The organism is Streptococcus sp. FSL L8-0526, assembly GCF_038007145.1.
In the GTDB taxonomy this organism is placed as follows: domain Bacteria; phylum Bacillota; class Bacilli; order Lactobacillales; family Streptococcaceae; genus Streptococcus; species Streptococcus thermophilus.
On sequence record NZ_JBBOWP010000001.1, the window covers coordinates 991,238 to 1,015,861 of the forward strand.

The following is a 24,624-nucleotide window of genomic DNA, read 5'->3' on the forward strand; positions in this document are numbered from 1 at the left end:
AGAAATAATGGATATTTGGCAGAAAATGTATGAACAAGCTCAAGCTTTGTATCAGCCACAGGAAGTATCAGACTTTGTCTATGCTAAGCACGTAGTGGCTGCGGTGGAGGCTGAAGATGGACAAATTTTCACAGGCTTTTGTATGGAAGGGACGTGTGGTGTTTTCCATCTATGTGCCGAAAGAGCTGCCCTTTTTAATATGTATCAAGAGACTAGTCAGACCAAAGTTAAGCGTATTATTGCCTTTCGAGACCAGCCACCTCACGGTGGACCGTCTGGTATGCCTTGTGGAGCCTGTCGAGAATTTTTAATGGAGCTCCATCCTGACAATCGTAACTTAGAGTTTATGGTTGACTACGAAACACGTCAAACCATCACTCTGGGGGAATTGTTACCACTGTGGTGGGGAGAAGAACGGGCTCAGCAGTTTGAAGAGAAGTCGAAAGATAAGGTTTAAAGTTTATAGAAATCTCTAAGCTCTCGCCATTCAAGTGCGAGGGTTTATTCTTTTTGAAATAAATTTCAGAAAATTCCAAACATATCTTGAAATTCAAAATGAAAGTGCTATACTATATCATGAAAATAGAAAGAAGGTTACACTATGGATTCACTTGTATCTTTTAGTAAATGGCTCAGCAAATGGTTTACTGCAGCTGTTATTCTCTGGGCTGTCTTTAACTACGCCTTTCCAGCAACAAGTAGTTGGGTCATTCCCAATACGGCCTACTTGCTTGGTTTGATTCTCTTTGGTATGGGGCTTACCTTGACCACTGAGGATTTCAAGCGTATTGCTAAGCGTCCAATTCCTGTTATCCTTGGGACTGTTGCCCACTATGTCATCATGCCTGGTTTGGCTTGGTTGCTTTGTATAATTTTCCATCTTAAGGGTGCAACAGCAGCAGGTGTTATCCTAGTTGGGTCTTGTCCGAGCGGAACTTCATCTAGTGTCATGGCCTTTCTTTCAGGTGGGGATGTCGCCTTAGATGTTTCTATCGAAACCCTTTCAACCCTTTTGGCACCACTCATGATTCCAATGCTCTTGTCCTTTTTGGCTGATCAGTATGTCAGTGTGCCTGCACAGAACCTTTTCCTTAGTACCTTGCGTATCGTTGTTGTTCCTATCATCTTGGGTGTGGTTATCCACTCTATTTTTGGTAAGAAAATCGATGCCATCATTAAGATTATGCCTTTGATTTCACAGGTTGCCATCCTCTTGATTGTTGGGGCAGTGGTTTCTGCCAACCATGCCAATATTTTCACAGCAGCGACAGCTCTTGTCATTCCGGTTGTCATGCTCCACAATCTTTGTGGTTATGTCCTTGGTTTTGGATTTTCAAAACTCCTTGGTTTGGAAGAACCTCAACAAAAAGCCATTACCTTCGAAGTGGGTATGCAAGACTCAAGTTTGGGAGCAACGCTTGCTATGAAGTATTTCGTGCCACAAGTAGCCATCCCATCAACTATCTTTAGCATTTGGCACAATATCTCAGGTTCTATCCTTTCATCATGGTGGAAGAACCATTCAAAAAAGAGTCATTAAGATAAATGAAAAGCTGACCTTAGGTTGGCTTTTTTTACGTCACATGACAAATGTCATATCATGTCATGACATTTGGTGCTAAAAAGAGAGTGACCAAAAAGATATACTTTAGTCATAACTCAGAAATAATAAAAACGAAAGAGGTCATCTCATGAAAATCAAAACATCTTACCTTATCTACGCTGTTATCGCAACTGTTTTTGCTGGACTTAGCATGTTTACTGATATCTTTGAAAAAGGCAACTTTGAAGCTATTTTCTCAAATCTTGGCATGATTATTGGCTTATCTATCTCAGCCTACATTCTCATATCGATGGCTAAAAGTTTTATCGATCTAGTCATAAATGATTTGAAAAACTAGGAGGCCCAGCATGAAACTATTGAAAATACTGAGCATCATGCTCCTAGCAACAACTTGGACCATCCTCTTTGCTTATGTCCTATTTCATGGCAGCAGTGATATTCTCTATAGTGTTATGGGTGTGTCTGTTGCAGATTGTTATGTTTTTTTAGCTTTTTTTCAAAAGAAAGGAAATCACACAAATGAGTGAAGCAATCCTTCAAGTCACAAATCTTGTCAAAAAGATTAAGGGAAAAACGATTTTAGACCATATTAGCTTTGAGGTGGGACATGGCGACTGTCTTGCTTTAATTGGGCCAAATGGTGCTGGTAAAACGACCTTAATGTCCTGCATTCTTGGTGATAAGAAAGCCAGTAGCAGTCAAGTCTTTATCAAGGGTAAAAAGGGTAAAGCACAAGATCAAATTGCTGTTCTCCTTCAAGAAAATACCATTCCCTCTCAATTAAAAGTCAAGGAACTGCTTACTTTTTTCCAAGATATTTCTGAAAATGGGTTATCTAAAGTAGAGATTCAAGCACTTTTACAATTCAAAGACGACCAGTATCAGCAGTTTGCGAACAAACTCTCAGGGGGACAAAAACGTCTTCTTGCCTTTGTCCTCTGTCTAATTGGCAAGCCTGACATTCTCTTTTTAGATGAGCCGACAGCAGGGATGGACACTACGACACGCCAACGTTTCTGGGAAATCATCAATGATCTGAAAAAGTCAGGTGTGACCATCCTCTATTCGTCACACTATATCGAAGAAGTCGAGCACACAGCTGACCGTATTTTGGTCCTTCATCAGGGGAAACTCATCAGGGATACTACGCCACATGCCATGCGTAGCGAAGAAAAGGAAAAACAAGTCACTTTAGCAAGTCGCTTTGCACCAAGTCTTGATAAACTGGCAGCAATTTATGAAGTAACTGAAAAACGTGATGTTGTAACCTTTATGACTAAAGATATTGAAAGTGTATGGAGTAGTTTACAAGCTCACGGCTGTCGCATTTCTGACATTGAAATTCAAAACAAAACACTTTTAGATAGCTTATTTGATAGCACAAGGGAGGACAAGTCATGAAAGCACTACTTAAAATCGAATGGATAAAAACATGGCGCAGTTGGCCCGTCTTTATCATGTCTATCGGAATGCCCGTCGGATTTTTCCTCTTGTATTCAGGTATGGAAATGAGTCCTGACCCAGAGTCACAAAAAGCCTTTATTTTGTCCTATATGCTGACCATGACAGGATTCTCTATGTCCAGCTTTGGTTTCTTTACCTTTCCCTACATGCTTAGAGAGGATCAAACGGAGCATTGGCTAACCTATATCGAACATTCAAAAATCAGTATTCAGGCCTACTACCTCTCTAAAATCTTCCGAGTTCTTATGAACTTTATGGTTGCTATCATCGTAACTTTCTGTGTAGGAGCTTTTGTGCGTGATGTTAAGATGCCATTATCACATTGGCTTGGTTCAGGGGCTCTTTTACTCTTGTCAAGCCTAGTCTTCCTATCCTTTGGCTTGCTCCTAGCCCAAATTAAGTCTCAACAAATCATGGCTATTGTCGGAAATATCGTCTTTCTTGGACTTGCTATTATCGGTGGTTCTTGGATGCCAGTTACCATGTTTCCAAAATGGGTTCAGCACATTTCGGAGTGGACACCCATCTATCATATTAATCAGTTGGTAGTCAATTTTGCGAAAAAAGGGGAATTTTCATGGAAATCACTCATTTTTATCCTGGTCTATGCTACAATAGCTACAGGCTTAGCCCTTTTTATTAAATCTTACAGAGAAAGTGACCATGTTTAGAACTTACCAGAAAAATGATTTCGCTTATTTTGTTAGTCTGATTTTCCTTGTCTTTCCAGTATTGGGAGTCTTTGGTGGGTATTTTCCAGTTTGGACCATAGTTTTGACTGGACTGTTTACCATCGCTTATCTCCTGATGGTGTATTTGAAAAAAGCTTATAGTAAGTGGATTCCCTTTCTGTGGTTTTACACTCTAGCTTACATTATCTTTATGACCCTGACCTTCCAGGGGGGGATGATGTGGTTTATTTTTTTCAACGTCAATCTTCTCGTTTGGCGCTTTGAGGATAGCATATCATCTTATCGCTTCTTATCCTTTCTAGCGACACTCTTGATTTTGACGTCATCATCCTTCCTATTGACAGACGATTTGAGTACCCACCTGCTGTCTATGGTTATTCCCCTCTTTTCTTTGGGAATGTACTATTTTCAAAACCGTATGCGTCAGGAGAGAAAGATGGAAGAAGCCAACCGTACCATCAATATCCTATCAGCTGAAAATGAACGTAATCGTATTGGTCGTGACTTGCACGATACCTTGGGACACACCTTTGCCATGATGAGTCTCAAAACCGAGTTGGCTCTAAAACAGATGGACAAGGAGCAGTATGAAGCTGCTAGAAAGAATCTGGAAGAATTGAATCAGATAAGTCGTGACTCCATGTATGAGGTGCGTGAGATTGTCAATAAGCTTAAGTACCGAACGGTGGCAGAGGAGTTACTGGAACTTGAGCGACTCTTTGACCTATCTGATATCGTCCTGACCGTGGATAGTAGCCTTGACTTAGACAGCCTGTCACCAGTTAGTCAGTCTACCTTGTCCATGGTGCTTCGTGAACTGGCCAATAATGTCATCAAACATAGCCAGGCTGATAGCTGTCAGATTCGTCTAAGACGTGATCAAGGTATTATCCTTGAGTTTGAGGATGATGGTTGTGGCTTTGAGGAAGTCACTGGACAAGAACTACACAGTATCAGAGAGCGCCTCAGTTTGGTAGATGGAGACTTGGAAATTCTGTCTCAATCGCATCCAACCATGATTCGTGTGCATTTGAAAGAGGGAGGAAAAGCATGAAATTATTAGTCGCCGAAGACCAGTCAATGTTGAGGGATGCCCTCTGCCAACTCCTCATGTTGGAAGACGATGTCGAAGATGTCCATGCGGCCAGTGATGGTCAAGAAGCCATTGCTCTCTTGAAAAAAGAAGAGGTCGACGTAGCAATTTTAGACATTGAAATGCCAGTTAAGACAGGTCTTGATGTCCTAGAGTGGATCCGTGCCAACCAAAGAGAAACGAAGGTCGTTATTGTGACCACCTTCAAACGTAAAGGCTATTTTAAACGAGCCCTTGCAGCCCAGGTGGATGCTTATGTGCTCAAAGAGCGTTCCATCAGTGACCTTATGGCGACCATCCATACCGTCCTAGCAGGTCAAAAGGAGTACTCGCCAGAGCTAGTTGAAGGTGTCGCCTTTGACAATAATCCACTTAGCCAACGTGAACAAGAAGTCTTGGTCATGGTTGCCGAAGGTTCAACTAACCAAGAAATCGCAGAAAGCCTCTTCCTCTCAAATGGAACAGTTCGAAATTACATGACAGCCATCCTGACCAAACTCGATGCAGGCAACAGAACAGAAGCTGTCCGCATTGCCAAAGAAAAAGACTGGTTGGGATGAGGAGAAGTAGGTAAATTTTCTATCATTATGATTAAATTAAAAATTGAAATTAGATTAATTAGTAAGAGTGAAGTATTTTTTAGTGTAATACGAGTGGTGTTAGGATGCGGTACATTGCTGTCTTTGTTAATCTTCCAGTAGACCTTAATACCTTTTTCGTGTGCAATATCAAGCGCATGCGGAATATCAGGATCATCAGTTTCCATACCTAAAATACCAGCCACAAGAGCCACATCTGTCCCATGACCTCGATAGGTTTTTGCAAAGGAATTAAAAAGTTGAAATTCTACTTCAGTGGGTGCATCACCAAAGATTGCCGAAACAATTTTTCCGATACGAACAGCTCCTGCAGTATGGCTTGAGGAAGGCCCTACCATGACAGGACTGATGATGTCAAAAACGGATTGAAATTTTAAATTTTTCATAACACGCCTCGTTTGATTAATCTTATATTTTCAGTATACCATGAATTAGAGAGATTCGCTGTTTAAGTAAAAATCTATTGAAACCATAAAAAAAATAACTTATTTTAAGGTTTCTTTAAGGTTCAATAGATATAATAATGTTCTATTAAGTAAGCAATACTTATTTTTCATAAATCAGAGAGGGCGGCCTGCGGGTCGTCCTTTTTTGGGTAGAAGAAGGCTATAGCAATTTCAACTAAGGCAGAAAAATCATATTAATTTTATACTAGGACTAAGATAATAAATCGTACCTCAATGATTGGACTTTTTTTCCAATTATTGAGGTATTTTTGTTTTCAATTGAGAAATATAAATCATGAATAATTTGAAACTTTTACAATCGGTCATAACTTTTATTTATGATGCGCCATAAAAAAAATAGCTTATGCAAGACAATTGTTTGGTGATAACATAAAAAAACATATTTAAAGAAAAGGAAGTACAGGGATGACGATAAAAGCACAAAGAGGAAATCAACTAAGAACTAAGGGATGGCGTCAAGAAGCGCTTCTTAGGCTCTTGGAAAATGTTTTGGAAAATGCTGAAGATCCTGATAATCTTATCGTTTATGGTGCTCTAGGCAAAGCAGCAAGAGATTGGTCGTCGTATGAAGCTATTGTCGAAAGTTTAAAAACGATTGAGGAAGATGAATCCTTAATTATACAATCTGGGAAACCTATAGGCATTTTAAAAACACATCCAGATGCTCCCTTGGTTATAATGGCTAATTCTAATTTAGTTGGAAAGTGGGCGACTTCGGAAAATTTTTATGATTTGTATGATAAAAACTTAATTGCTTGGGGTGGATTGACTGCAGGAGATTGGCAGTATATTGGTTCACAAGGCGTCATACAGGGAACATATGAAATCTTTAAGTCTATTAGTCGTCTTTATTTCAGCGATGATTTGTCAGGGAGATTAATTCTTACTGCTGGTATGGGTGGAATGGGTGGTTCTCAACCTCTGGCAGCTAAAATGGCGGGTGCAAATATTATTGTTGTCGATGTTAATGAAGACAATATTGATAAGCGTTTATCAATTGGTTATGTTGATAAAAAGACTGATAGTTTAGATCAAGCATTGTCGTGGATAGATGATGCTAAAAGAAAAGGTGAAAATGTTTCTATTGCAGTTATCGGAAATGCAGCAACAGTCTATCAAGATATTTTAGATCGAGGAATCGTTCCTGATATTGTGAGTGATCAGACAGCAGCTCATGATCTTCTTTATGGCTATGTTCCAGAAAATTACTCTTTAGAAGAAGTGATACGAGTTCGTCAGTCAAATCCAAAGAAACTAGAATCTGATGCTGGTGCTTCAATTGCTAAAGAAGTCAGAGCAATTCTTTCTTTCCAAAATAAAGGTGCTAAAGTTTTTGATAATGGGAATAATATTCGTACACAGGCAAAAAGGTTCGGAGTTGAGAATGCCTTCGATATTCCTATTTTTACAGAAGCTTTCTTAAGACCTCTATTTGAAAGAGCCATAGGTCCTTTTCGTTGGATAGCCTTGTCAGGGAATCCAAAGGACATTCACATTATTGATGATTATCTTTTAGAGCACTTTTCAGATAATACCATTATCACAGATTGGATCAAATTAGCACGTAAGTATGTTCCTTTTCAAGGATTACCTGCTCGTATCGGATGGTTAGGCCATGAGGAAAGAACTCAATTAGCTTTAGCTGTTAATGATTTAGTAGCAGAAGGTGTTCTATCAGCACCAGTTGCCTTTACACGTGATCATTTGGATGCTGGAGCTATGGCACATCCTAATATTATGACTGAGAATTTAAAAGATGGTTCTGATGCCATTGCAGACTGGCCACTGTTAAATGCCATGTTAGCGGCATCGTCTAAAGCAGATTTGGTCGCTATCCATTCAGGTGGAGGAGGATACACCGGTTATATGCAGAGTGCTGGTATTACTGTTGTAGCTGATGGGACACATGAAGCTTCTGAACGTCTCCAGTTATCAATTACCAATGACACTAGCTTAGGTGTTCTTCGCTATGCGGATGCTGGCTATGAAGCATCTCTAGACGAGATTGAGCAAAAACGTATTAGACGTGTTCATTTATAAAGGAGTGAAGTTTTAAATGACGATAAAATATTTGACTAAGAACGATGTGTTAGCTGCTTGTATTGGAGGTTCCGTTTATGCGAGTGGTGGCGGTGGCTTTTATGAGCACGGACTTGAAATGGGAGAGGCAGCAGTTGCATTATCTCCAGTAGTCTTAAAAACTATTGATGAGTTTGAAGAGGATGATTTGATTATCACTCAAACAGCAATTGGAGCACCGGCTGGGACAACAGATTGGCAGATGTTGGGAAAAGATTATATTCGTGCGGTAGAATTACTCCTTGAGAAACATCCCCATCCTGAAAAAATCAAAGGTATATTAACACCTCAGAATGGAAAATCCAGTTCGACAAACGGTTGGCTATCAGCATCAGCATTGGGATTAGCTGTTGTTGACGCTACTGGTGATATCAGAGCCCATCCTACTGGAAAAATGGGAAATATGGGTGTAGCTAATGATACGACTTATGAAACTATTCAAGCTGTGTCAGGTGGACGTCGTGAAACAGGTCGCCATATTGAGTTATCCGTGCAAGGAACGGCAGCTTACACTTCGAAAATTCTTCGAATAGCTTCGGATTTATCAGGCGGTTTCATTGCTGCTGCCCGTCATCCTCTCACAGTATCTTATATCAAACAGAATGCTGTTATTGGAGGCTTATCTAAGGCTATTGAATTGGGATATTGCATACTAGAACATCAAAATGAAGATGGTTCATCGATTATTGATGCTATTGTTAAGCATACTCATGGAGAAATTTTAGCTAAAGGTAAGGTTATTGCCAAGGATATGACTTACACCGATGAAGCTTTTGATGTTGGTAAGGTAAAAATAAAAACTGAATCGGATAATGTAACGCTCCATGTTCAAAATGAATTTATGGCTGTAGATAGTCAAGCACTAGGACGTGTTGCTACTTATCCTGATGTTATTACTTTATTTAGGGCAAAAGATGCCAAGGCCTTGAGTACTGACGAGATTAGTATTGACGAAGAAGTTGTTGTTTTCAAAATTTCACATAAACATTTTCCGTTAAGTACTGGTGTGAAGGATCCTAGTGTCTACCCCGAAGTAGAGAATGTTTTAGGTATAGACTTGTATAGACATGCTTTCAAATAAGTTACGATTTAGGTGATAAGGTATGGAATTAACAGGATACGGATTGACCGTTGAATCAATTGAACGTGTAGTTAAGGGGGAAAAAGTGACAATAGCTCCTGAAGCTTATCATCGTCTCAAAGCTTCGAGGAAGGTCGTATTACAGGTTCTTGATAGTCAGCAACAGATTTATGGTCTTAATACTGGTGTTGGTAAAAATAAGGATAGAAAAATCCCGAAAGATAAAATTGAGGAATTTAATCGTCAGTTAATCTATGCCCACTGTGTTGGAATTGAACCAGAACTATCTATTGATAATGTTAGAGCAGCAATGTTGATACATCTTAACAATATGCTTAAAGGATACGCAGGTATCCAGGTTGCCATTCCAGAACGTTTAGTTGATTTTTTGAATTTAGGAGTTACTCCAGTTGTAAACGGCTTTGGTTCTGTTGGTGAGGGTGATATTGGTATTTTATCTTATATAGGTTTGGGATTAATGGGAGAAGGACTTGTTGATTATGAAGGTAATCGCTATGAGGCTAGAGAAGTTTTTAAGCGACTTCATCTTAAACCTATTCGTTTTTATGCTAAAGATGGATTAGCGGTAATTAGCTCAAATGCTGTTTCGTTTTCACGATTATCTTTATTGATTCCAAAAATTAAAAATCTTTTGTATTGGTTTGATCTGGCCTGTAGTTTATCTTTAGAAGCTTTAGGTGGAAATATAACACCTTTGGATGATTTGGTGGTTAAGGCGAAACATCACAATGGTCAAAACATAAGTAGTCAGCATTTTCAATCTGCCTTGAGGGACAGTTATTTATTAAATAATAAAACAAAAACGGTTCAAGATCCTCTCAGCTTTAGAAATGCCACACTGATTCATGGTGCCGCTTATGATAGTTTATCGTATGTTGAGGAGCAACTGTTACTTGAATTAGAGTCATCTGATGACAATCCAATGGTTGATATTGACAATCAACGTATTTTGTCAACACCACATTTTGAAACATTAAATGTTAGTTTGGCGATTGAAATGTTGAACGTTGCTTTGAGTCATGTTTCTAATGCTTCAATTCAACGTATGATTAAACTAGGTAATCCGGATTTTACAGGTTTGAGTCGTTTTTTAATTGCCGATGAGCACCAATATTTCGGATTACAAGCTTTGCAAAAGACGGCTGCTACCTTAGATGTTGAGATTCATCATGCTTGTCAAACTTTATCAAATATTTCCTATCCTTTGGCAGGAGAAATGGAAGATAGGCAAACCAACCTACCTTTAATTCTTCAAGAACTAGATGGAATTGTAAACAAACTTCACGAAATTTTGGCTATTGAGTTACTTTATGCTACTCAAGCCATATCTATACGTTTTCCAGAGGAAAGACCTTTAGGTTTATTAACTCATGAAGTATTCCAAATAATCTTTGAACGATACGGTACTTTACAAGACCATCATATGCTTTATCAGGTTATTAGAGGTATTTCAAAAGATATAGGAAAAATTTGTATACGAACTTTATTTACTAAAGATTACGTCTCAGCTTAGTAGATAAAGACGGGAATACAGTAATGAAAAGGAGATTAGGGTGATCATTCAACAAATACAACAGTATTTTATAGAACATTGTAAGGATTATGTCAAAATACTTGGAGATCATGTAGCGTTAAGTGGAGAGGCTTTGATGATTGCTTTAGTAATTGGTTTACCTTTGGGTTATCTTAGCTTCTCAAACCCTAAATTAAAACAGGTTGCTAGTTTTTGTACTCAGGGTTTGAGAGTTATTCCTAGTTTAGGTCTATTGTTTATTCTTATTCCTTTTATTGGTGTAGGCCGGTTACCTGCAATTATTGCTCTGGTTGTATTAGCAGTTCCTCCTATTTTATTAAACACTATTGTGGGGTTTAATGAGGTTCCACAGATATTAATTGAGACAGCTACTGGACTTGGAATGACAAAGTGGCAAACATTATATAAACTGGGGTTTCCCTTAGCAAGTCAACATATCTTAAATGGAATTAAACTCGCTTTAATTGAAGTAATTGCTAGTGCCACTCTTGCGACTTATATTGGTGCAGGTGGACTTGGTACAATCATTTTTACAGGTTTGGGTCTTTATCGCTATGATCTTCTGATAATTGGTGGTGGGTCGGTCGCTTTATTATCGTTTATAAGTATGATTCTTTTTGACTTACTAATCAGTCGTTTGCCTATTGAAAAACACAAGAAAAGGAGTTATAAAATATGAAGCGTAAAAAATTATTTTTAGGAATTTTACTAGCTATTATTATTGGTGTTGTGACGGGTTTTGTTTTTGTAGGAAAACATTCCCATAATGTAAATAGTTCTAAGACGAATGCCACAATACGAATAGGATCTAAAGATTTTACTGAAAATCTAGTTGTAGCTGAAATTTATGCCTTAGCTTTAGAAGATAATGGTTATAAAGTTCAGAGAGTTTCTAACATTTCTAGTTCTTTGATTCATCGTTCATTGATAAATAAAGAGATTGATTTGTATCCAGAATATACGGGAACTGGCTTACTCTCAATCTTAAAAGAACCGATGGAAACAGACTCTCAAAAAGTATATGAAACCGTCAAAAAAGACTATGAGAAAAAGTTCAAGGTAACTTGGTTGAAATATGCTTCAGCAAATGATGGTCAAGGGTTAGTCATTCGAACGGATATTGCAAATCAGCTGGGAATTAAGACAATTTCAGACTTACAAAAACATGCCTCTGAGTTGAATTTTGCTTCTCAAGGTGAATTTGATCAGAGAGAGGACGGTCTTCCTGGATTAGCCAAAATCTATGGAGATTTTTCATGGAAGTCTTCCAAGGTTTATGACAATAGCTTAAAATACACCGTTTTAGACAATAAAGAAGCTGATGTCACTCCGGCATATACAACTGAAGGTCAATTGATTAATACAAATAAATATCTTCTTTTAAAAGACGACAAACATTTTTGGCCCCCTTATAATTTGGCTCCTATAGTTCGAGATGATGTGTTGAAGTCTAATCCGAAAATAGAAAGTACGTTGAACAAAATTTCTAAAAAATTGGATACAGCGACTGTGACTAAACTTAACGCTAAAGTAGATGTAGAGGGTCAAAACTATCAAAAAGTAGCACAAGATTTTTATAAAACAATCAAATAGAGAGAAAATGTATGACAGAAATAATAAAATTTGATCATGTGACAAAGCGTTACGGTGATAAGACTGTTATTGATAATCTTAATTTTTCGATAAAAACAGGAGAATTTATTACCATCTTAGGTACATCTGGATCTGGAAAAACGACTACTTTAAAAATGATAAATCGTCTTATAGAACCCAGCTCAGGAGCTGTAATATTTGATGGTAGCCAAATTGATCAGCTAGATGAAATTACGTTACGACGTCGTATAGGTTATGTTGTTCAACAGATTGGACTTTTTCCTCATCAGACAGTTGAAGAAAATATCGCTATTGTTCCAAAATTACTTAATTGGGACAAAAAAACAATAAAGGCGCGTGTGTCAGAGTTATTATCATTAATCAAGCTACCTTATGATCAATATGCTAAGAGATATCCTAATGAATTATCTGGTGGTCAGCAGCAACGTGTTGGAGTAGCACGAGCTTTGGCTGCAGATCCTAGTGTGACGCTTTTTGACGAACCTTTTGGGGCTATCGATGCCATTACAAGAAGTGAATTACAAGAAGAACTGTTGACGATTCATAAAACTTATCCAAATAAAACCTTTGTTTTTATCACTCATGATATTTACGAAGCATTTAAATTGGGAACTCGAGTTATGATTATGGACGAAGGAAAAATTGCGCAATTTGATACACCAGAAGCCATTTTAAAGAAACCTGCAAATGATTTTGTTAAGCGACTACTTGATACAGCCAAAAACCAAGAAAGCTTATGGGGGTAGGAATATGTTTGATTTTTTTAGAAATTCTTATGATGAATTTCTTAGTGCTTTACTAGAACATATTGAGATAAGTTTTATTGCGATAGTTACTGCAATTGTATTAGCAATTTTTGTTACAATATTTCTTAACTTTTATAAAGAATTTAGTCATATTACTATTTATCTTTTTTCTTTAATGTATGCCATTCCTTCATTTGCTTTATTTGCTCTCTTGATACCTATTACGGGATTAGGTCAAACAACAGCTATCATTGTCTTAGTTATTTATGCTCAATATATTTTAGTTCGAACTTTTTTGTCAGGACTATCACAAGTTGATAAACATGTTATTGAAGCTGCAAAGGCTATGGGGATGACTAAGTGGCAGATTTTGTTAAAGGTTCAATTTCCGTTAGCTCAAAAGTCATTTTTCGCTGGTTTAAGATTGGCTTCAACTGCCATTATTGCAATCGCCACAATTGGAGCAATGATTAATGCAGGCGGTCTCGGAGTCATACTCTTTGATGGGCTACGTACGATGAATCTTACAAAACTTTTATGGGGAATTATCTTAACTGTAGGTCTAAGCTTATTAACAAACTTAATAATTTATCTTGTTGAAGAGTTGTTCCAAAAGGAATATTCTGTTTAGATATTTAACACTATTGGTGTTTTAGCTTATTAACGTTAGTAATTTCAATAAATACATCTTTATTTATTCGTTTGTTGACATGTTAAGACTTCTTCAACAATTACTTAGTAGTAGCAATGTATAAAATTTTTGGACTGATTAACTAAAGAAAAATGAGCAAAAATAGACAAGAAAAAACCACCCAATCTGAATCATTTCTTTACGAAACACCGTCAGACTGAGTGGTATTTTTAGCTATTTTTCAAGTTTGAAATAAGACTGAGATTGAAGTGCTTTTAGTAACAAGAGACTAAATAGCGTTGTTAGGGTAATTTTGATGAGATCTGGTAGTACAAATGGTAGGACTACCAGTTTTAGAGTAGTTAGGATAGGAGAGTGAGTAAATACTATAAAGCCGATGGCACCTACGATAAAAAGGACCACTTCACCTAAAAAGTTTGCGATGAAAATTTGTATTAGGCTTTTCTTACGATTTGCGATAAGTGATGTGACTAATGCTCTTAGTGGTAAGAAAAGTAAAATTCCACCAGTTAGTCCAATAAAGGCGTGAAGACCACCATTTCCACCAGAGAAAACTGGCAGACCAATTGCCCTAATAAAATATAAAGTAAAACGGAAAGAGTTGCTTCTTTAGGGCGATATAGTGTAGCAATTAGGCCTATTACCAATATTTGAAGTGTGATAGGAATTGGTCCTAAAGTAATCTGAAACGGTGATAGAGCTATGATTAAGGTGGCACCTAGTGCAATAAAGGTTATGGAATCAATTTTATTCATTTTTGTTAACCTCTTAACTAATTTACGTTAACTATTTTACAAAAAGTCACCTTTGATATCAATATTCTCATTGATAATGAGGTGGAAGGTAGGTAACCACGTTGTTGTCTCAATGGTTAGTCAGCTGACTGTCAACGATTGTGGTATAATCAAGTCAGAATGAATTCTGAAAGGATGTTACTCTTGCCATACAAATTCCTACTTTTCAATCTCGACCACACTCTCCTAGATTTTGACTGTGCTGAAGATTTGGCCTTAACTTTCCTACTAGAAGAGGCTGGTGCGGTTTCCCAAGAGATTCAGGTTTATAAAGACCACTCACTATATTCCCATGAATCGTGCCATGTGGGGAAGATCTCACCCATGGTTTACTTGCAAAGCCTGAATTACTTCGTACGCGCTTTTCACGTCTCTTTGAGCACTTTGGAAAAGAAGTAGATGGCAGTCACTTAGCTGACCGTTACCAACATTTTTTAAGTCAACAGGGTCAGAAATTTCCTCAAGCTTATGCTTTTTTAGCGGATGCCAAAGATCGTGGCCATAAGATTTATGCAGCAACTAATGGAGTTGGTTTTATCCAACGTTGCCGCCTGCAGGCTTCAAGTATCTTACCTTTCTTCGACTATGTTTTCATCTCTGATGAGGTGGGTGCCACAAACCGTCTACAGACTTTTTTGTTAAAATTACAAATCAGGTCCATGATTTTCATTCGAGCTCAGCTCTCATAATTGGTGATAGTCTAACTGCTGATATCCAAGGTGGTAATAATGCAGGCATTGATAGTGTCTGGTTCAATTCAAGGAACCTAGTCAATGAGACTCCAGCTGTTTCAACCTATCAAGTCAAAAACTATGAGGAAATCCTGAAAATTTTATCTAAGTAGAACTATGATAGCCATGATTTCGAAGAGCTTTTCAGCTCTTTTTTTGTTACAATGAGAGCATGAACGATTTGATTAAACATAAGTTGGAATTGCTCCCAAACAACCCGGGATGTTATCTTCATAAGGACAAATTCGGAAATATTATTTATGTCGGTAAGGCTAAAAATTTAAAAAATCGTGTGCGTAGCTATTTTCGAGGAAGCCATGATACCAAGACGGAGCTTCTGGTATCTGAGATTGCAGACTTTGAATTTATTGTTACCGAGTCTAATATCGAGGCCTTGCTTTTGGAAATTAACCTCATCCAAGAGAATATGCCTAAATTTAACATTCGCCTCAAGGATGACAAGTCTTATCCATTTATCAAGATTACTAAGGGACTCTATCCAAGACTCTTGATTACTCGCCAAGTTAAGAAAGATGGCGGTCTTTATTTTGGTCCCTACCCAGATGCTGGTGCAGCCAACGAAATCAAGAAGCTTTTGGACCGTATTTTTCCCTTTAAGAAATGTAAAAATCCTGCCAACAAGGTCTGTTTCTATTACCATATTGGTCAATGTAAGGCCCACACCATCTGTCACACCACCGAAGCCTATTGGCAAGGTTTGGTTGAGGATGTCAAGAATTTCCTAAACGGTCATGATGATAAAATTGTTAACCAGCTCAAGGCTAAAATGAAGGACATGTCTGATCAGATGGAGTTTGAGCGGGCGGCAGAATATCGAGATCTGATTGAGGCAGTGTCGACGCTAAGGACCAAACAAAGGGTTATCCGTCAAGATATGCTGGACCGCGATATTTTCGGCTACTACGTGGACAAGGGCTGGATGTGTGTTCAGGTTTTCTTTGTCCGCCAAGGGAAACTCATCCAGCGTGATGTCAATATGTTCCCTTACTATAATGATGCTGAGGAAGATTTTCTGACCTATATGGGTCAATTTTACCTGGATAGTCGTCATCTTAAGCCTAGGGAAATTTTTATTCCTGGAGACATTGATCAAGAGTCTGTCGAAGCTCTGGTCGGAGATGAAGTCAAGGTTTTTAAACCGAAAAGAGGCGAGAAAAAGCAGTTGGTTAATCTGGCGACGAAAAATGCTCGTGTCAGTTTGACCCAAAAATTTGATCTCCTCGAAAAAGACTTAGCTAAGACTCAAGGTGCTATTGAAAATCTAGGAAAACTCATGGGGATTCCGACACCGGTCCGTATCGAGTCTTTCGATAACTCTAACATCATGGGAACAAGCCCTGTCTCTGCCATGATTGTCTTTGAAAATGGCAAACCTAATAAAAAAGAGTACCGAAAATATAAGATTAAGACTGTTGAAGGCCCTGACGATTATGCCAGTATGCGTGAGGTCATTCGTCGTCGCTATAGTCGTGTCAAACGAGATGGTTTAACCCCACCAGACCTCATTATCATGGATGGTGGTCAAGGTCAGGTCAATGTCGCTAAGGACGTGCTTCGTAATGAGCTGAATCTATCTATCCCGGTTGCAGGTCTTCAGAAAAATGACAAGCACCAAACCAATGAATTGCTCTTTGGAGATCCCTTGCGAGTCATTGATTTGCCACGTCAATCCGAGGAGTTTTTCCTCCTTCACCGTATTCAGGATGAAGTACACCGCTTTGCCATCACCTTCCATCGACAAGTCCGTAGTAAGAATAGTTTCAGTTCCAAACTTGATGGCGTGGAGGGGTTGGGACCTAAACGCAAACAAAAACTCCTCAAAAACTTCAAATCAATGATAGCTATCCAACAAGCCAGTGTCGAAGACATCCAGGCTCTTGGAATTCCTCAAAAAGTAGCTCAAGCTTTATTAGATAAATTGAGCCAAGATAGTCATTAAAGAAAATTTAAATTAATTTAGTCATTTTTTGTTATAATAAGATTATTTAAAAAGGGAAAGGAGTCATGCTATCAAAAACGAAGCTAAAATTGAACGTCTTTATGATAAGAGTCGTCGAGGCTTTCTTCGTGGAATATTTAGTCGTGCTACGATTATCTTCTTAATCATTATACTGCAGCTTGTTGTTGTGGCCATGTCTTACTTCTGGTTGTATCAATATAGGATACACCTGCAAGTAACAGAAGTAGTCCTTTGTATTCTGGCCATTATCTATCTCTTCCAAAGTGATATGGAACCAACAGCTGTCAACACTTGGCTCCTGATTGTATTGCCTTTTCCAATTATCGGAGCTTTGCTCTTGGCTTATACGAAACTTGATATAGGTTACACAGGGATGAAGCGTGCTATTCAGAGCAATATTGACCGCAGTTCTGGTATTCTGAAACAGGATAATCAGGCCCTCGAAGAGCTTAAGCAGAGTCACACGAGCAACTATAACTTGGTCCAATATCTTGAAAATGTGAATGGTTCTTTTCCAGTTTATCGTCACACGAAGACGACCTATTTCCCAAGTGGTGAAGACAAGTTTGAAGAAATGAAGAAACAGCTTCTTAAAGCAGAGAAGTATATTTTCTTGGAATATTTCATCATTGGTGAAGGTGAGATGTGGGGTGAAATCCTAGCAATCTTGAAACAGAAGGTTCAAGAAGGGGTGGAAGTTCGAGTACTGTATGATGGCATGAATGAATTCTCAACCTTAAGTTTCGACTATAAGAAACGTTTGCAAAGTATAGGCATTCAGACTCGTGTTTTTGCATCAGTGATGCCTTTCTTGTCGACCTATTATAATTACCGTGACCATAGAAAAATCTTGCTGATTGATGGTAAGGTTGCTTTCACAGGTGGGGTTAATTTAGCTGACGAGTATATTAACAAGATTGAGCGTTTTGGTTATTGGAAAGATACTGCCCTTATGCTGGAGGGGCCAGCGGTTGATACTTTCATAGTCCTATTTCTGCAGATGTGGACCTACTCTCATGAACTGCTAGATGTGACACCGTATATGGTTGAACATGAGGGCTTTGACACTCTTGGCTTTGTTGTTCCTTATGGAGATATTCCATTGGACAAGGATAAAGTTGGTAAGAATGTCTATATTGATATTCTTAACCATGCCCGTGATTTTGTTCATATCATGACACCTTATCTTATTTTAGATGGTGAGTTATTACATGCATTGAAATTTGCGGCTGAGCGTGGGGTAGACGTTATTATCATCATGCCTGGCATTCCTGATAAAAAGTCAGCTTACTACCTAGCTAAGACCTACTACCCAACACTGCTGGCCTCTGGCGTTAAAATCTATGAGTACACCCCTGGATTTATTCATGCTAAGGTCTTTGTAAGTGATAATAGTAGGGCTGTTGTAGGAACGATTAATTTAGATTACCGAAGTCTATATCATCATTTTGAGTGTGCGACTTATCTCTATAGGACTTCTTCGGTTCTTGATATTGAGGAAGATTTCCAAGCAACAAAAGACCAGTGTCACCGAGTCAGCATGACTGATGTTAAAAATCTTCCATTCTATCAAAAGACCCTAGGTTTATTGGCCAGACTAGTTGCGCCATTGATGTAATGTCAATTTTTGTAAGAAGAGGGTTGAGCCCTTTTTTTAAGTTTAAAAGGCTCTTTGTCAACTGTAGTGGGTGACAAAAAGCTAACATCTAGAGAGGACCGGATAGGTTCTCTCTTTTTGTATATTAAGAGTGATGAAGACACGTTTCTTAAAGTTGATGAAGTTTCTAAAACCAAATCCCAACCGTTTGATGTCTTTAATCATCTTGTTAGTCGCTTCGAGTTTTATGTTTGAATAGTCTGTTTCTAGTGCATTCTTGATGTATTGGATGTATTGTTTGTGTCTAAGAAAAGTCCTAAGGACAGTTTGAAAGTAATGATTGACGACGTTTAAGTTTTCTTGAATGAGCTCAAAAAACTCATCTACTCTTTTTTCCTGAAAGTGAAAAAGCAAAGGTTGATAGAGGTTGTGATAATTAGCGAGCTCTTCTGAAAAGACCAATGTCTTCTCAATGATTTCATGTGGTACTAAAGTTTGTCTGAAGGTCTTTGAATAGAAGAAGTTGAGAGATAGCTTAGTACTGTTCTTTTGAAAAAGTCGCCAGTGATTTGTCAAGGTTCGATAAGGTAGTGACTTCTTATCGAACTGGTTCATAATGGCAATTCTTATCCTTAAAAAGGCACGTCCAAGGTGCTGGATAATGTGAAATCAATCAAGAACGATTTTGGCGTTAGGAAAGAGTTTGCGAGCCAGTGGCATATAAGCTCCTGGCATGTCCATCGTGATAAAACTTACCTTTTGGCGTACTTTCAATGGATACTTCAAAAAGAAGTTTCGTATACACGATAATCCAGTTTTGCTTGAACCTCGATATGAGTATCCGTTTCAAAAACAAGAGAAATAATGATGTTAGGGTCTTTAATTCCGATTAATTCTGTGGTATTCTTAATAAGTCTCATAAGTTGTTCCTAATGATGGTTTAGTCGCTTTTCATTATAGTTCTTATGGGACTTTTTGTGTATACTTAAAAAGCTCTATAATTTCTACAGTGGTTTTACCCACTACAGAAATTATAGAGCCGTTTAAAATAAAGATAATGAAGTTGAAGGAGAAATTGATGATAACCATTCGTCCAGCCAACTTGGCTGATGCACAAGCTATTCAGGCCATATATGCACCCTATGTTGAGAAGACGGCGATTACCTTTGAATATGAGGTTCCTAGTGTTCAAGAGTTTGAAAAACGCATCAGCAATACTATTGAAAGATACCCCTATCTAGTAGCAGAAGAGGATGGACAAGTTCTCGGTTATGCTTATGCCTCAACCTACTATGCTCGAACAGCCTATGATTGGACGACAGAATTGTCTATCTACCTGAATGAAGATGCGCGTGGTCGGGGTTTGGGGAGCCAGCTCTATGGTGCTCTCGAAGAGGAACTTGAAAAACGAGGCTTTTTGCGATTCTTAGCCTGTATTGCTGTTCCAAACGAGGCTAGTATTGCCATGCATGAAAAACGCGGTTATATCCAAGTGGCTCATTTTCCAAAAGTTGGTTACAAGTTTGAACAATGGCATGATATCGTCTGGATGCAAAAGACCATAGATGGCCCTGTCAGAAAAATACGGTAGAAGTCTAGAAATGTCTAGTCAAAGTTGACAAATTAATTATGCAATCTGACAATGATAGATCGATATTAATATTTGAGAAACTGTAGAAAAAGCTCTAAACTGTGAACCAATTTCTTTGTAGTAAAGGAGCCTATACGTCCCAAACAACAAGTGCCCGACTTATTGCCTCAGAAACCTTCTAAATGGGTAAAAATCCTTTTAAAACTGTTAGAAGACCAAGCTGACTCAGCTAAAGTACCACATATGGAAGCCTATATGAAAAATAAATTCAGGTTTCTTGGCGTTCAAAAAAACAGTTCTCAGAAAGATTGAAAGAGAGTTTTTTAAGCCTTTCATTAAGGATCCAATTGATTGGACTTTTGTAGAAGAGTGTTGGCAGCACCCCTACCGTGAGTTTCAATATATTGCTATGGATTATCTGGACAAAAAGAAGAAGTTTAGACCTGAAGATTTTCCAAAGCTAAAGGAATTAGCTCAAACCAAATCATGGTGGGATGGTATAGATCAATTAGACCGTATTATCGGGGAGATTACTTTTCACTATCCAGAAACCAAGGACTTCATGCGCCAATGGAGTCTGGATGAGGATTTTTGGTTGAGACGTATTGCCATTGACCACCAGTTTATACGTAAAGAATTGACAGATACAGACCTTTTAGCTGAGGTTATTTGTAATAACTATGGACAGACTGAGTTTTTCATTAACAAGGCTATCGGTTGGAGCTTGCGCAATTACTCAAAGGTAAATCCTGATTGGGTCCGTGATTTTATTGATCACCATGCTAGTCAAATGGCATCTCTTAGTATTAGGGAAGCAAGAAAGTATTTGTAGAACTCAACCGCTTGACTCTGTTACCTATTATGTTAGAATAGGAGTATGCGATGAGTCGATCGGCTCTTTAGAGCCTTTTGCGCTGAGGAGGTCAACATTAAATTGTAACGCAGGAGCGGACCTTGGGTAGTTGTGTGAACCTGCTACTCTCATCGAAAGATGCCTCTTATCCCTTACCATTTGGTAGGGGATTTTTCTGTTATTCTTGATCTTTTAACCCTTTTCAACTGGGCTTAAACGTAGTATAATAGTTTCATTAAACTAAATTGATAGAAAATTCCAAAAGAGGTTTTACTATGGGATACACAGTTGCTGTTGTTGGTGCTACAGGTGCCGTTGGTGCTCAAATGATCAAAATGTTGGAAGAATCAACACTTCCAATCGATAGGATTCGTTACCTTGCGTCTGCACGTTCTGCAGGGAAAGTCTTGCAATTTAAAGGTCAAGATGTGACCATCGAAGAAACAACAGAGGACGCTTTTGAAGGTGTTGATATTGCACTCTTCTCAGCTGGTGGATCTACCTCAGCTAAATATGCGCCATATGCAGTCAAAGCAGGTGCAGTAGTTGTTGATAACACATCATTCTTCCGCCAAAATCCAGATGTACCATTGGTTGTACCTGAGGTCAATGCACACGCGCTAGATACCCACAACGGTATTATCGCCTGCCCTAACTGTTCAACTATTCAAATGATGGTTGCCCTCGAACCAGTTCGCCAAAAATGGGGCTTGGACCGTATTATTGTATCAACTTATCAAGCTGTTTCAGGTGCTGGTATGGGAGCTATTCTTGAAACACAACGTGAGTTGAAAGAAGTTTTGAGTGATGGCCGTAATCCACGTGATGTCAAAGCTGAAATCTTGCCATGTGGTGGCGATAAGAAGCATTACCCAATCGCCTTTAACGCCTTGGCTCAAATCGATGTCTTCACTGAAAATGACTATACTTACGAAGAAATGAAGATGACAAACGAAACTAAGAAAATCATGGAAGACGATAGTATTGCCGTATCAGCAACATGTGTGCGTATTCCAGTCTTGTCAGCTCACTCAGAGTCTGTCTACATTGAAACAAAAGAAGTGGCACCAATTGATGAGGTGAAAGCCGCTATTGCAGCATTTCCAGGTGCGGTCCTTGAAGATGACGTTGTAAACCAAGTCTACCCACAAGCCGTTAATGCTGTTGGATCACGTGATACCTTTGTCGGACGTATCCGTAAAGACTTGGATGCTGAAAAAGGTATACACATGTGGGTTGTTTCAGATAACCTCCTCAAAGGTGCTGCTTGGAACTCAGTCCAAATTGCAGAAACTCTACACGAACGTGGACTTGTACGCCCAACATCAGAATTAAAATTTGAATTGAAATAGGGAGCGAAACAGAAATCAGTAACTCGAAGAGTTTGATTTCGTAGTTTCTCTCCCGAACAGTTGATTAGGAAGTACGAATGTTGGAAACATAAATGTTTCCAATTAACCACTGCACCATGGCTTAGGGACTAGTAAGGTTTTAGTGTTGTATGTTAATACTAACTTAAAGCTGATTGCAATGAAACAGGGAGACATATCTCTCTTTTTTTTGTGTAAATCACCAAAAATTGGAAACAATGTGACATCAAGTTTTCAGAAAATTGTCAACTTATCTGTCTGTCTGGTCAAAATTATGGTAAAATGGAAAGGATTAGAAAACGGTCGAAGGAGAATAATATGTCAATTGATCAATTAAGAGAAGTCAAACTGATCACAGCCCTAATTACACCTTTCCATGAGGATGGATCTATCAACTATGATGCTCTTCCAGACTTGATTGAGCATCTATTGGCTCACCATACGGAAGCTCTTCTTTTGGCAGGAACAACTGCTGAAAGCCCAACGCTTACTCATGATGAGGAGTTGGAACTCTTTGCGGCTGTTCAAAAGATTGTCAATGGTCGTGTGCCACTGATTGCTGGTGTCGGTACCAACGATACGCGTGACTCTATCGAGTTTGCTAAAGAAGTTGCTAAATTTGGTGGTTTCGCAGCAGGTCTTGCTATCGTGCCTTACTACAACAAGCCATCACAAGAAGGTATGTACCAACATTTCAAAGCTATTGCAGATGCTTCTGATTTGCCAATTATCATCTACAACATTCCTGGTCGTGTAGTTGTTGAGATGACTCCAGATACCATGCTTCGTTTGGCTGAACATCCAAATATCATTGGTGTTAAAGAATGTACCAGTCTTGCCAACATGGCCTACCTTATTGAACACAAACCTGAAGATTTCTTAGTTTATACTGGTGAAGATGGAGATGCCTTCCATGCAATGAACCTTGGAGCTAATGGTGTTATCTCAGTAGCCTCTCATACAAATGGTGATGAGATGCATGCCATGCTTAAAGCTATTGAAAATAGTGACCTCAAGACGGCAGCAGCTATCCAACGTAAATTCATTCCTAAAGTTAACGCTCTCTTCTCAGTACCAAGTCCTGCACCTGTCAAGGCTGTTCTCAACCATCTTGGTTTGGAAGTTGGACCACTTCGTTTGCCATTGGTTGCATGTACTTCAGAAGAAGCTAAACGTATCATCAAGGTTGTCCTTGAAGAAGATGTCGAAGCAACACGTGAAACCGTTACAGGTGTTGTTCGTCCAGATTATTAAGAAATTGAAGTTGAGCATTGCTTAGCTTTTTTTAGTGCAATTGGTTACCTCTCACTAAATCCGCAGATAATAGCTACTAAAAGCAGTTTTCCATCATGAAAATCTGCTTTTTTTGATATAATTATAGTTAGTGTGTTTAAAAAGAAAGGACGTTTTATGAATCAACTTGAACAAAAACTTGAAAAGGACTTTGGTATTGTTTTTAGCCAAAAGGACCTTTTAGAAACTGCATTTACACATACCTCATATGCCAATGAGCACCGCCTCCTAAACATTTCACATAATGAACGTTTGGAATTTTTAGGAGACGCAGCTCTGCAATTAGTCATTTCTGTTTACCTTTACAATCGTTACCCTAACAAACCGGAGGGGGAAATGTCTAAGATGCGTAGTACTATCGTTCGTGAAGAGAGCTTAGCCGGATTTACAAAGATTTGCGGTTTCGATCAGTATATTCGTCTTGGTAAAGGTGAAGAAAAATCTGGTGGTCGTGAGCGTGCCACCATTCTCGGTGATCTCTGGGAAGCCTTCCTTGGAGCTCTCTATCTGGATCAAGGTTTGCCTGCTGTTGAGAAATTTTTGAATCAGGTCATGATTCCTCAGGTTGAAAAGGGGAACTTTGACCGAGTAATAGACTATAAGACGGCGCTTCAAGAGCGTCTCCAGGTCAATGGTAAGGTTGATATTACTTATACTGTTATCGATGAGTCTGGACCTGCTCATGCTAAGGAATTTACTGTGCAGGTAGCTGTTGATGGTAAGGAACTCAGCACTGGTCTTGGAAAATCAAAGAAATTAGCTGAACAGGCAGCAGCGAAGTCTGCCCTTGAACAACTAGGTAATTAAG

At 38.6% G+C, this 24,624-nt stretch carries 22 protein-coding genes and 5 pseudogenes; 23 read left to right on the forward strand and 4 right to left on the reverse strand.

Annotated features, from left to right (window positions below; all coding sequences use genetic code 11):
- The first annotated feature begins 7 nt into the window (after positions 1–7).
- The 8 genes from NSQ85_RS05235 (at position 8) to NSQ85_RS05270 (ending at position 5,373) form a co-directional block, all read left to right on the forward strand.
- Positions 8–457 carry a cytidine deaminase family protein gene (locus NSQ85_RS05235; protein ID WP_179970925.1) on the forward strand — a complete coding sequence of 150 codons (450 nt, stop codon included), beginning with the start codon at positions 8–10 and terminating at the stop codon, positions 455–457.
- Between the two features lie 144 nt (positions 458–601).
- The gene (locus tag NSQ85_RS05240) at positions 602–1,540 is read left to right on the forward strand and encodes a bile acid:sodium symporter family protein (RefSeq protein ID WP_179973848.1); all 939 of its coding nucleotides are present in this window, start codon (positions 602–604) and stop codon (positions 1,538–1,540) included.
- A gap of 151 nt (positions 1,541–1,691) precedes the next feature.
- Positions 1,692–1,901, forward strand: a complete 210-nt coding sequence (locus NSQ85_RS05245; protein WP_084830720.1) for a hypothetical protein — start codon at positions 1,692–1,694, stop codon at positions 1,899–1,901.
- 10 nt (positions 1,902–1,911) lie between these two features.
- Entirely contained in the window at positions 1,912–2,091 is a 180-nt protein-coding gene (locus NSQ85_RS05250) for a hypothetical protein (RefSeq protein WP_179970924.1), read from the forward strand.
- Positions 2,084–2,965: an ABC transporter ATP-binding protein gene (locus NSQ85_RS05255; RefSeq protein WP_179973847.1), complete on the forward strand. Its 882-nt coding sequence runs from the start codon at positions 2,084–2,086 to the stop codon at positions 2,963–2,965. Before NSQ85_RS05250 ends, NSQ85_RS05255 begins: the two co-directional genes overlap by 8 nt.
- On the forward strand, positions 2,962–3,699 hold the full coding sequence (locus NSQ85_RS05260; RefSeq protein WP_014621744.1) for an ABC transporter permease: 738 nt from the start codon (positions 2,962–2,964) through the stop codon (positions 3,697–3,699). The genes NSQ85_RS05255 and NSQ85_RS05260 overlap by 4 nt, the downstream gene beginning before the upstream one ends.
- Positions 3,692–4,774: a sensor histidine kinase gene (locus NSQ85_RS05265; RefSeq protein ID WP_084828925.1), complete on the forward strand. Its 1,083-nt coding sequence runs from the start codon at positions 3,692–3,694 to the stop codon at positions 4,772–4,774. Before NSQ85_RS05260 ends, NSQ85_RS05265 begins: the two co-directional genes overlap by 8 nt.
- A complete protein-coding gene (locus NSQ85_RS05270) occupies positions 4,771–5,373 on the forward strand; it encodes a response regulator transcription factor (protein WP_084830715.1) in 603 nt (200 codons plus the stop codon). The genes NSQ85_RS05265 and NSQ85_RS05270 overlap by 4 nt, the downstream gene beginning before the upstream one ends.
- Before the next feature lie 73 nt (positions 5,374–5,446).
- Here NSQ85_RS05270 and NSQ85_RS05275 read toward each other — a convergent pair.
- Positions 5,447–5,798 (reverse strand): annotated as a pseudogene (locus NSQ85_RS05275) (serine dehydratase beta chain); the annotation flags it as partial.
- 486 nt (positions 5,799–6,284) lie between these two features.
- On the opposite strand from NSQ85_RS05275, the gene NSQ85_RS05280 reads away from it, so the two are divergent.
- The 7 genes from NSQ85_RS05280 to NSQ85_RS05310 are packed head-to-tail and all read left to right on the forward strand — an operon-like array spanning position 6,285 to position 13,585.
- A complete protein-coding gene (locus NSQ85_RS05280; protein ID WP_014608471.1) occupies positions 6,285–7,919 on the forward strand; it encodes a urocanate hydratase in 1,635 nt (544 codons plus the stop codon).
- 16 nt (positions 7,920–7,935) lie between these two features.
- The gene (locus tag NSQ85_RS05285; RefSeq protein ID WP_014608470.1) at positions 7,936–9,039 is read left to right on the forward strand and encodes a DUF917 domain-containing protein; all 1,104 of its coding nucleotides are present in this window, start codon (positions 7,936–7,938) and stop codon (positions 9,037–9,039) included.
- Between the two features lie 22 nt (positions 9,040–9,061).
- Complete coding sequence (locus NSQ85_RS05290; RefSeq protein ID WP_014727591.1) at positions 9,062–10,573, forward strand: aromatic amino acid ammonia-lyase; 1,512 nt, start codon at positions 9,062–9,064, stop codon at positions 10,571–10,573.
- A gap of 43 nt (positions 10,574–10,616) precedes the next feature.
- Entirely contained in the window at positions 10,617–11,273 is a 657-nt protein-coding gene (locus NSQ85_RS05295; protein WP_445330297.1) for an ABC transporter permease, read from the forward strand.
- Positions 11,270–12,187: a glycine betaine ABC transporter substrate-binding protein gene (locus NSQ85_RS05300; protein ID WP_179973846.1), complete on the forward strand. Its 918-nt coding sequence runs from the start codon at positions 11,270–11,272 to the stop codon at positions 12,185–12,187. Before NSQ85_RS05295 ends, NSQ85_RS05300 begins: the two co-directional genes overlap by 4 nt.
- Before the next feature lie 11 nt (positions 12,188–12,198).
- The gene (locus NSQ85_RS05305; protein WP_179973845.1) at positions 12,199–12,954 is read left to right on the forward strand and encodes an ABC transporter ATP-binding protein; all 756 of its coding nucleotides are present in this window, start codon (positions 12,199–12,201) and stop codon (positions 12,952–12,954) included.
- Between the two features lie 4 nt (positions 12,955–12,958).
- On the forward strand, positions 12,959–13,585 hold the full coding sequence (locus tag NSQ85_RS05310) for an ABC transporter permease (protein ID WP_179973844.1): 627 nt from the start codon (positions 12,959–12,961) through the stop codon (positions 13,583–13,585).
- Between the two features lie 234 nt (positions 13,586–13,819).
- On the opposite strand, the pseudogene NSQ85_RS05315 reads toward NSQ85_RS05310, so the two are convergent.
- Positions 13,820–14,361: pseudogene (locus NSQ85_RS05315) on the reverse strand (biotin transporter BioY).
- 183 nt (positions 14,362–14,544) lie between these two features.
- Here NSQ85_RS05315 and NSQ85_RS05325 point away from each other — a divergent pair.
- From NSQ85_RS05325 to cls, 3 genes and pseudogenes are all read left to right on the forward strand, one after another.
- Positions 14,545–15,244, forward strand: a pseudogene (locus tag NSQ85_RS05325) (YjjG family noncanonical pyrimidine nucleotidase).
- 59 nt (positions 15,245–15,303) lie between these two features.
- On the forward strand, positions 15,304–17,091 hold the full coding sequence (uvrC, locus tag NSQ85_RS05330; protein WP_179973843.1) for an excinuclease ABC subunit UvrC: 1,788 nt from the start codon (positions 15,304–15,306) through the stop codon (positions 17,089–17,091).
- An 88-nt stretch (positions 17,092–17,179) separates the two neighbouring features.
- Positions 17,180–18,730: a cardiolipin synthase gene (gene cls, locus NSQ85_RS05335; protein WP_179974534.1), complete on the forward strand. Its 1,551-nt coding sequence runs from the start codon at positions 17,180–17,182 to the stop codon at positions 18,728–18,730.
- Positions 18,731–18,818: 88 nt separating this feature from the next.
- Here the strand turns inward: cls and NSQ85_RS05340 are convergent.
- A pseudogene (locus NSQ85_RS05340) lies at positions 18,819–19,510 on the reverse strand (transposase); the annotation flags it as partial.
- Positions 19,492–19,629 (reverse strand): hypothetical protein, encoded by a 138-nt coding sequence (locus NSQ85_RS10700; RefSeq protein WP_415669294.1) that lies wholly within the window; start codon positions 19,627–19,629, stop codon positions 19,492–19,494. The gene NSQ85_RS10700 and the pseudogene NSQ85_RS05340, both read right to left, overlap by 19 nt.
- A 158-nt stretch (positions 19,630–19,787) precedes the next feature.
- Between NSQ85_RS10700 and NSQ85_RS05345 the strand changes: the two genes are divergently transcribed.
- From NSQ85_RS05345 to rnc, 5 genes and pseudogenes are all read left to right on the forward strand, one after another.
- Positions 19,788–20,300, forward strand: coding sequence for a GNAT family N-acetyltransferase (locus tag NSQ85_RS05345; protein ID WP_002951148.1), 513 nt, complete (start codon positions 19,788–19,790; stop codon positions 20,298–20,300).
- 162 nt (positions 20,301–20,462) lie between these two features.
- Positions 20,463–21,132 (forward strand): annotated as a pseudogene (locus NSQ85_RS05350) (DNA alkylation repair protein).
- 296 nt (positions 21,133–21,428) lie between these two features.
- Positions 21,429–22,505: an aspartate-semialdehyde dehydrogenase gene (locus tag NSQ85_RS05355; protein ID WP_179973842.1), complete on the forward strand. Its 1,077-nt coding sequence runs from the start codon at positions 21,429–21,431 to the stop codon at positions 22,503–22,505.
- Positions 22,506–22,841: 336 nt separating this feature from the next.
- Positions 22,842–23,777 (forward strand): 4-hydroxy-tetrahydrodipicolinate synthase, encoded by a 936-nt coding sequence (dapA, locus tag NSQ85_RS05360; RefSeq protein WP_179973841.1) that lies wholly within the window; start codon positions 22,842–22,844, stop codon positions 23,775–23,777.
- 156 nt (positions 23,778–23,933) lie between these two features.
- Positions 23,934–24,623, forward strand: a complete 690-nt coding sequence (gene rnc / locus NSQ85_RS05365) for a ribonuclease III (protein WP_179973840.1) — start codon at positions 23,934–23,936, stop codon at positions 24,621–24,623.
- Position 24,624 lies beyond the last annotated feature (1 nt).

Bases quoted from the DNA above. Each gene is read 5' to 3' on its own strand.
- NSQ85_RS05255 (WP_179973847.1), top strand. From the start codon at position 2,084: ATGAGTGAAGCAATCCTTCAAGTCACAAATCTTGTCAAAAAGATTAAG.
- NSQ85_RS05305 (WP_179973845.1), top strand. From the start codon at position 12,199: ATGACAGAAATAATAAAATTTGATCATGTGACAAAGCGTTACGGTGAT.
- NSQ85_RS10700 (WP_415669294.1), bottom strand. From the start codon at position 19,629: ATGAGACTTATTAAGAATACCACAGAATTAATCGGAATTAAAGACCCT.
- NSQ85_RS05250 (WP_179970924.1), top strand. From the start codon at position 1,912: ATGAAACTATTGAAAATACTGAGCATCATGCTCCTAGCAACAACTTGG.
- dapA (WP_179973841.1), top strand. From the start codon at position 22,842: ATGTCAATTGATCAATTAAGAGAAGTCAAACTGATCACAGCCCTAATT.
- NSQ85_RS05290 (WP_014727591.1), top strand. From the start codon at position 9,062: ATGGAATTAACAGGATACGGATTGACCGTTGAATCAATTGAACGTGTA.
- NSQ85_RS05240 (WP_179973848.1), top strand. From the start codon at position 602: ATGGATTCACTTGTATCTTTTAGTAAATGGCTCAGCAAATGGTTTACT.
- NSQ85_RS05235 (WP_179970925.1), top strand. From the start codon at position 8: ATGGATATTTGGCAGAAAATGTATGAACAAGCTCAAGCTTTGTATCAG.
- NSQ85_RS05280 (WP_014608471.1), top strand. From the start codon at position 6,285: ATGACGATAAAAGCACAAAGAGGAAATCAACTAAGAACTAAGGGATGG.
- NSQ85_RS05310 (WP_179973844.1), top strand. From the start codon at position 12,959: ATGTTTGATTTTTTTAGAAATTCTTATGATGAATTTCTTAGTGCTTTA.
- NSQ85_RS05260 (WP_014621744.1), top strand. From the start codon at position 2,962: ATGAAAGCACTACTTAAAATCGAATGGATAAAAACATGGCGCAGTTGG.
- uvrC (WP_179973843.1), top strand. From the start codon at position 15,304: ATGAACGATTTGATTAAACATAAGTTGGAATTGCTCCCAAACAACCCG.
- NSQ85_RS05270 (WP_084830715.1), top strand. From the start codon at position 4,771: ATGAAATTATTAGTCGCCGAAGACCAGTCAATGTTGAGGGATGCCCTC.
- NSQ85_RS05300 (WP_179973846.1), top strand. From the start codon at position 11,270: ATGAAGCGTAAAAAATTATTTTTAGGAATTTTACTAGCTATTATTATT.
- NSQ85_RS05345 (WP_002951148.1), top strand. From the start codon at position 19,788: ATGATAACCATTCGTCCAGCCAACTTGGCTGATGCACAAGCTATTCAG.
- NSQ85_RS05265 (WP_084828925.1), top strand. From the start codon at position 3,692: ATGTTTAGAACTTACCAGAAAAATGATTTCGCTTATTTTGTTAGTCTG.
- rnc (WP_179973840.1), top strand. From the start codon at position 23,934: ATGAATCAACTTGAACAAAAACTTGAAAAGGACTTTGGTATTGTTTTT.
- NSQ85_RS05245 (WP_084830720.1), top strand. From the start codon at position 1,692: ATGAAAATCAAAACATCTTACCTTATCTACGCTGTTATCGCAACTGTT.
- NSQ85_RS05285 (WP_014608470.1), top strand. From the start codon at position 7,936: ATGACGATAAAATATTTGACTAAGAACGATGTGTTAGCTGCTTGTATT.
- NSQ85_RS05355 (WP_179973842.1), top strand. From the start codon at position 21,429: ATGGGATACACAGTTGCTGTTGTTGGTGCTACAGGTGCCGTTGGTGCT.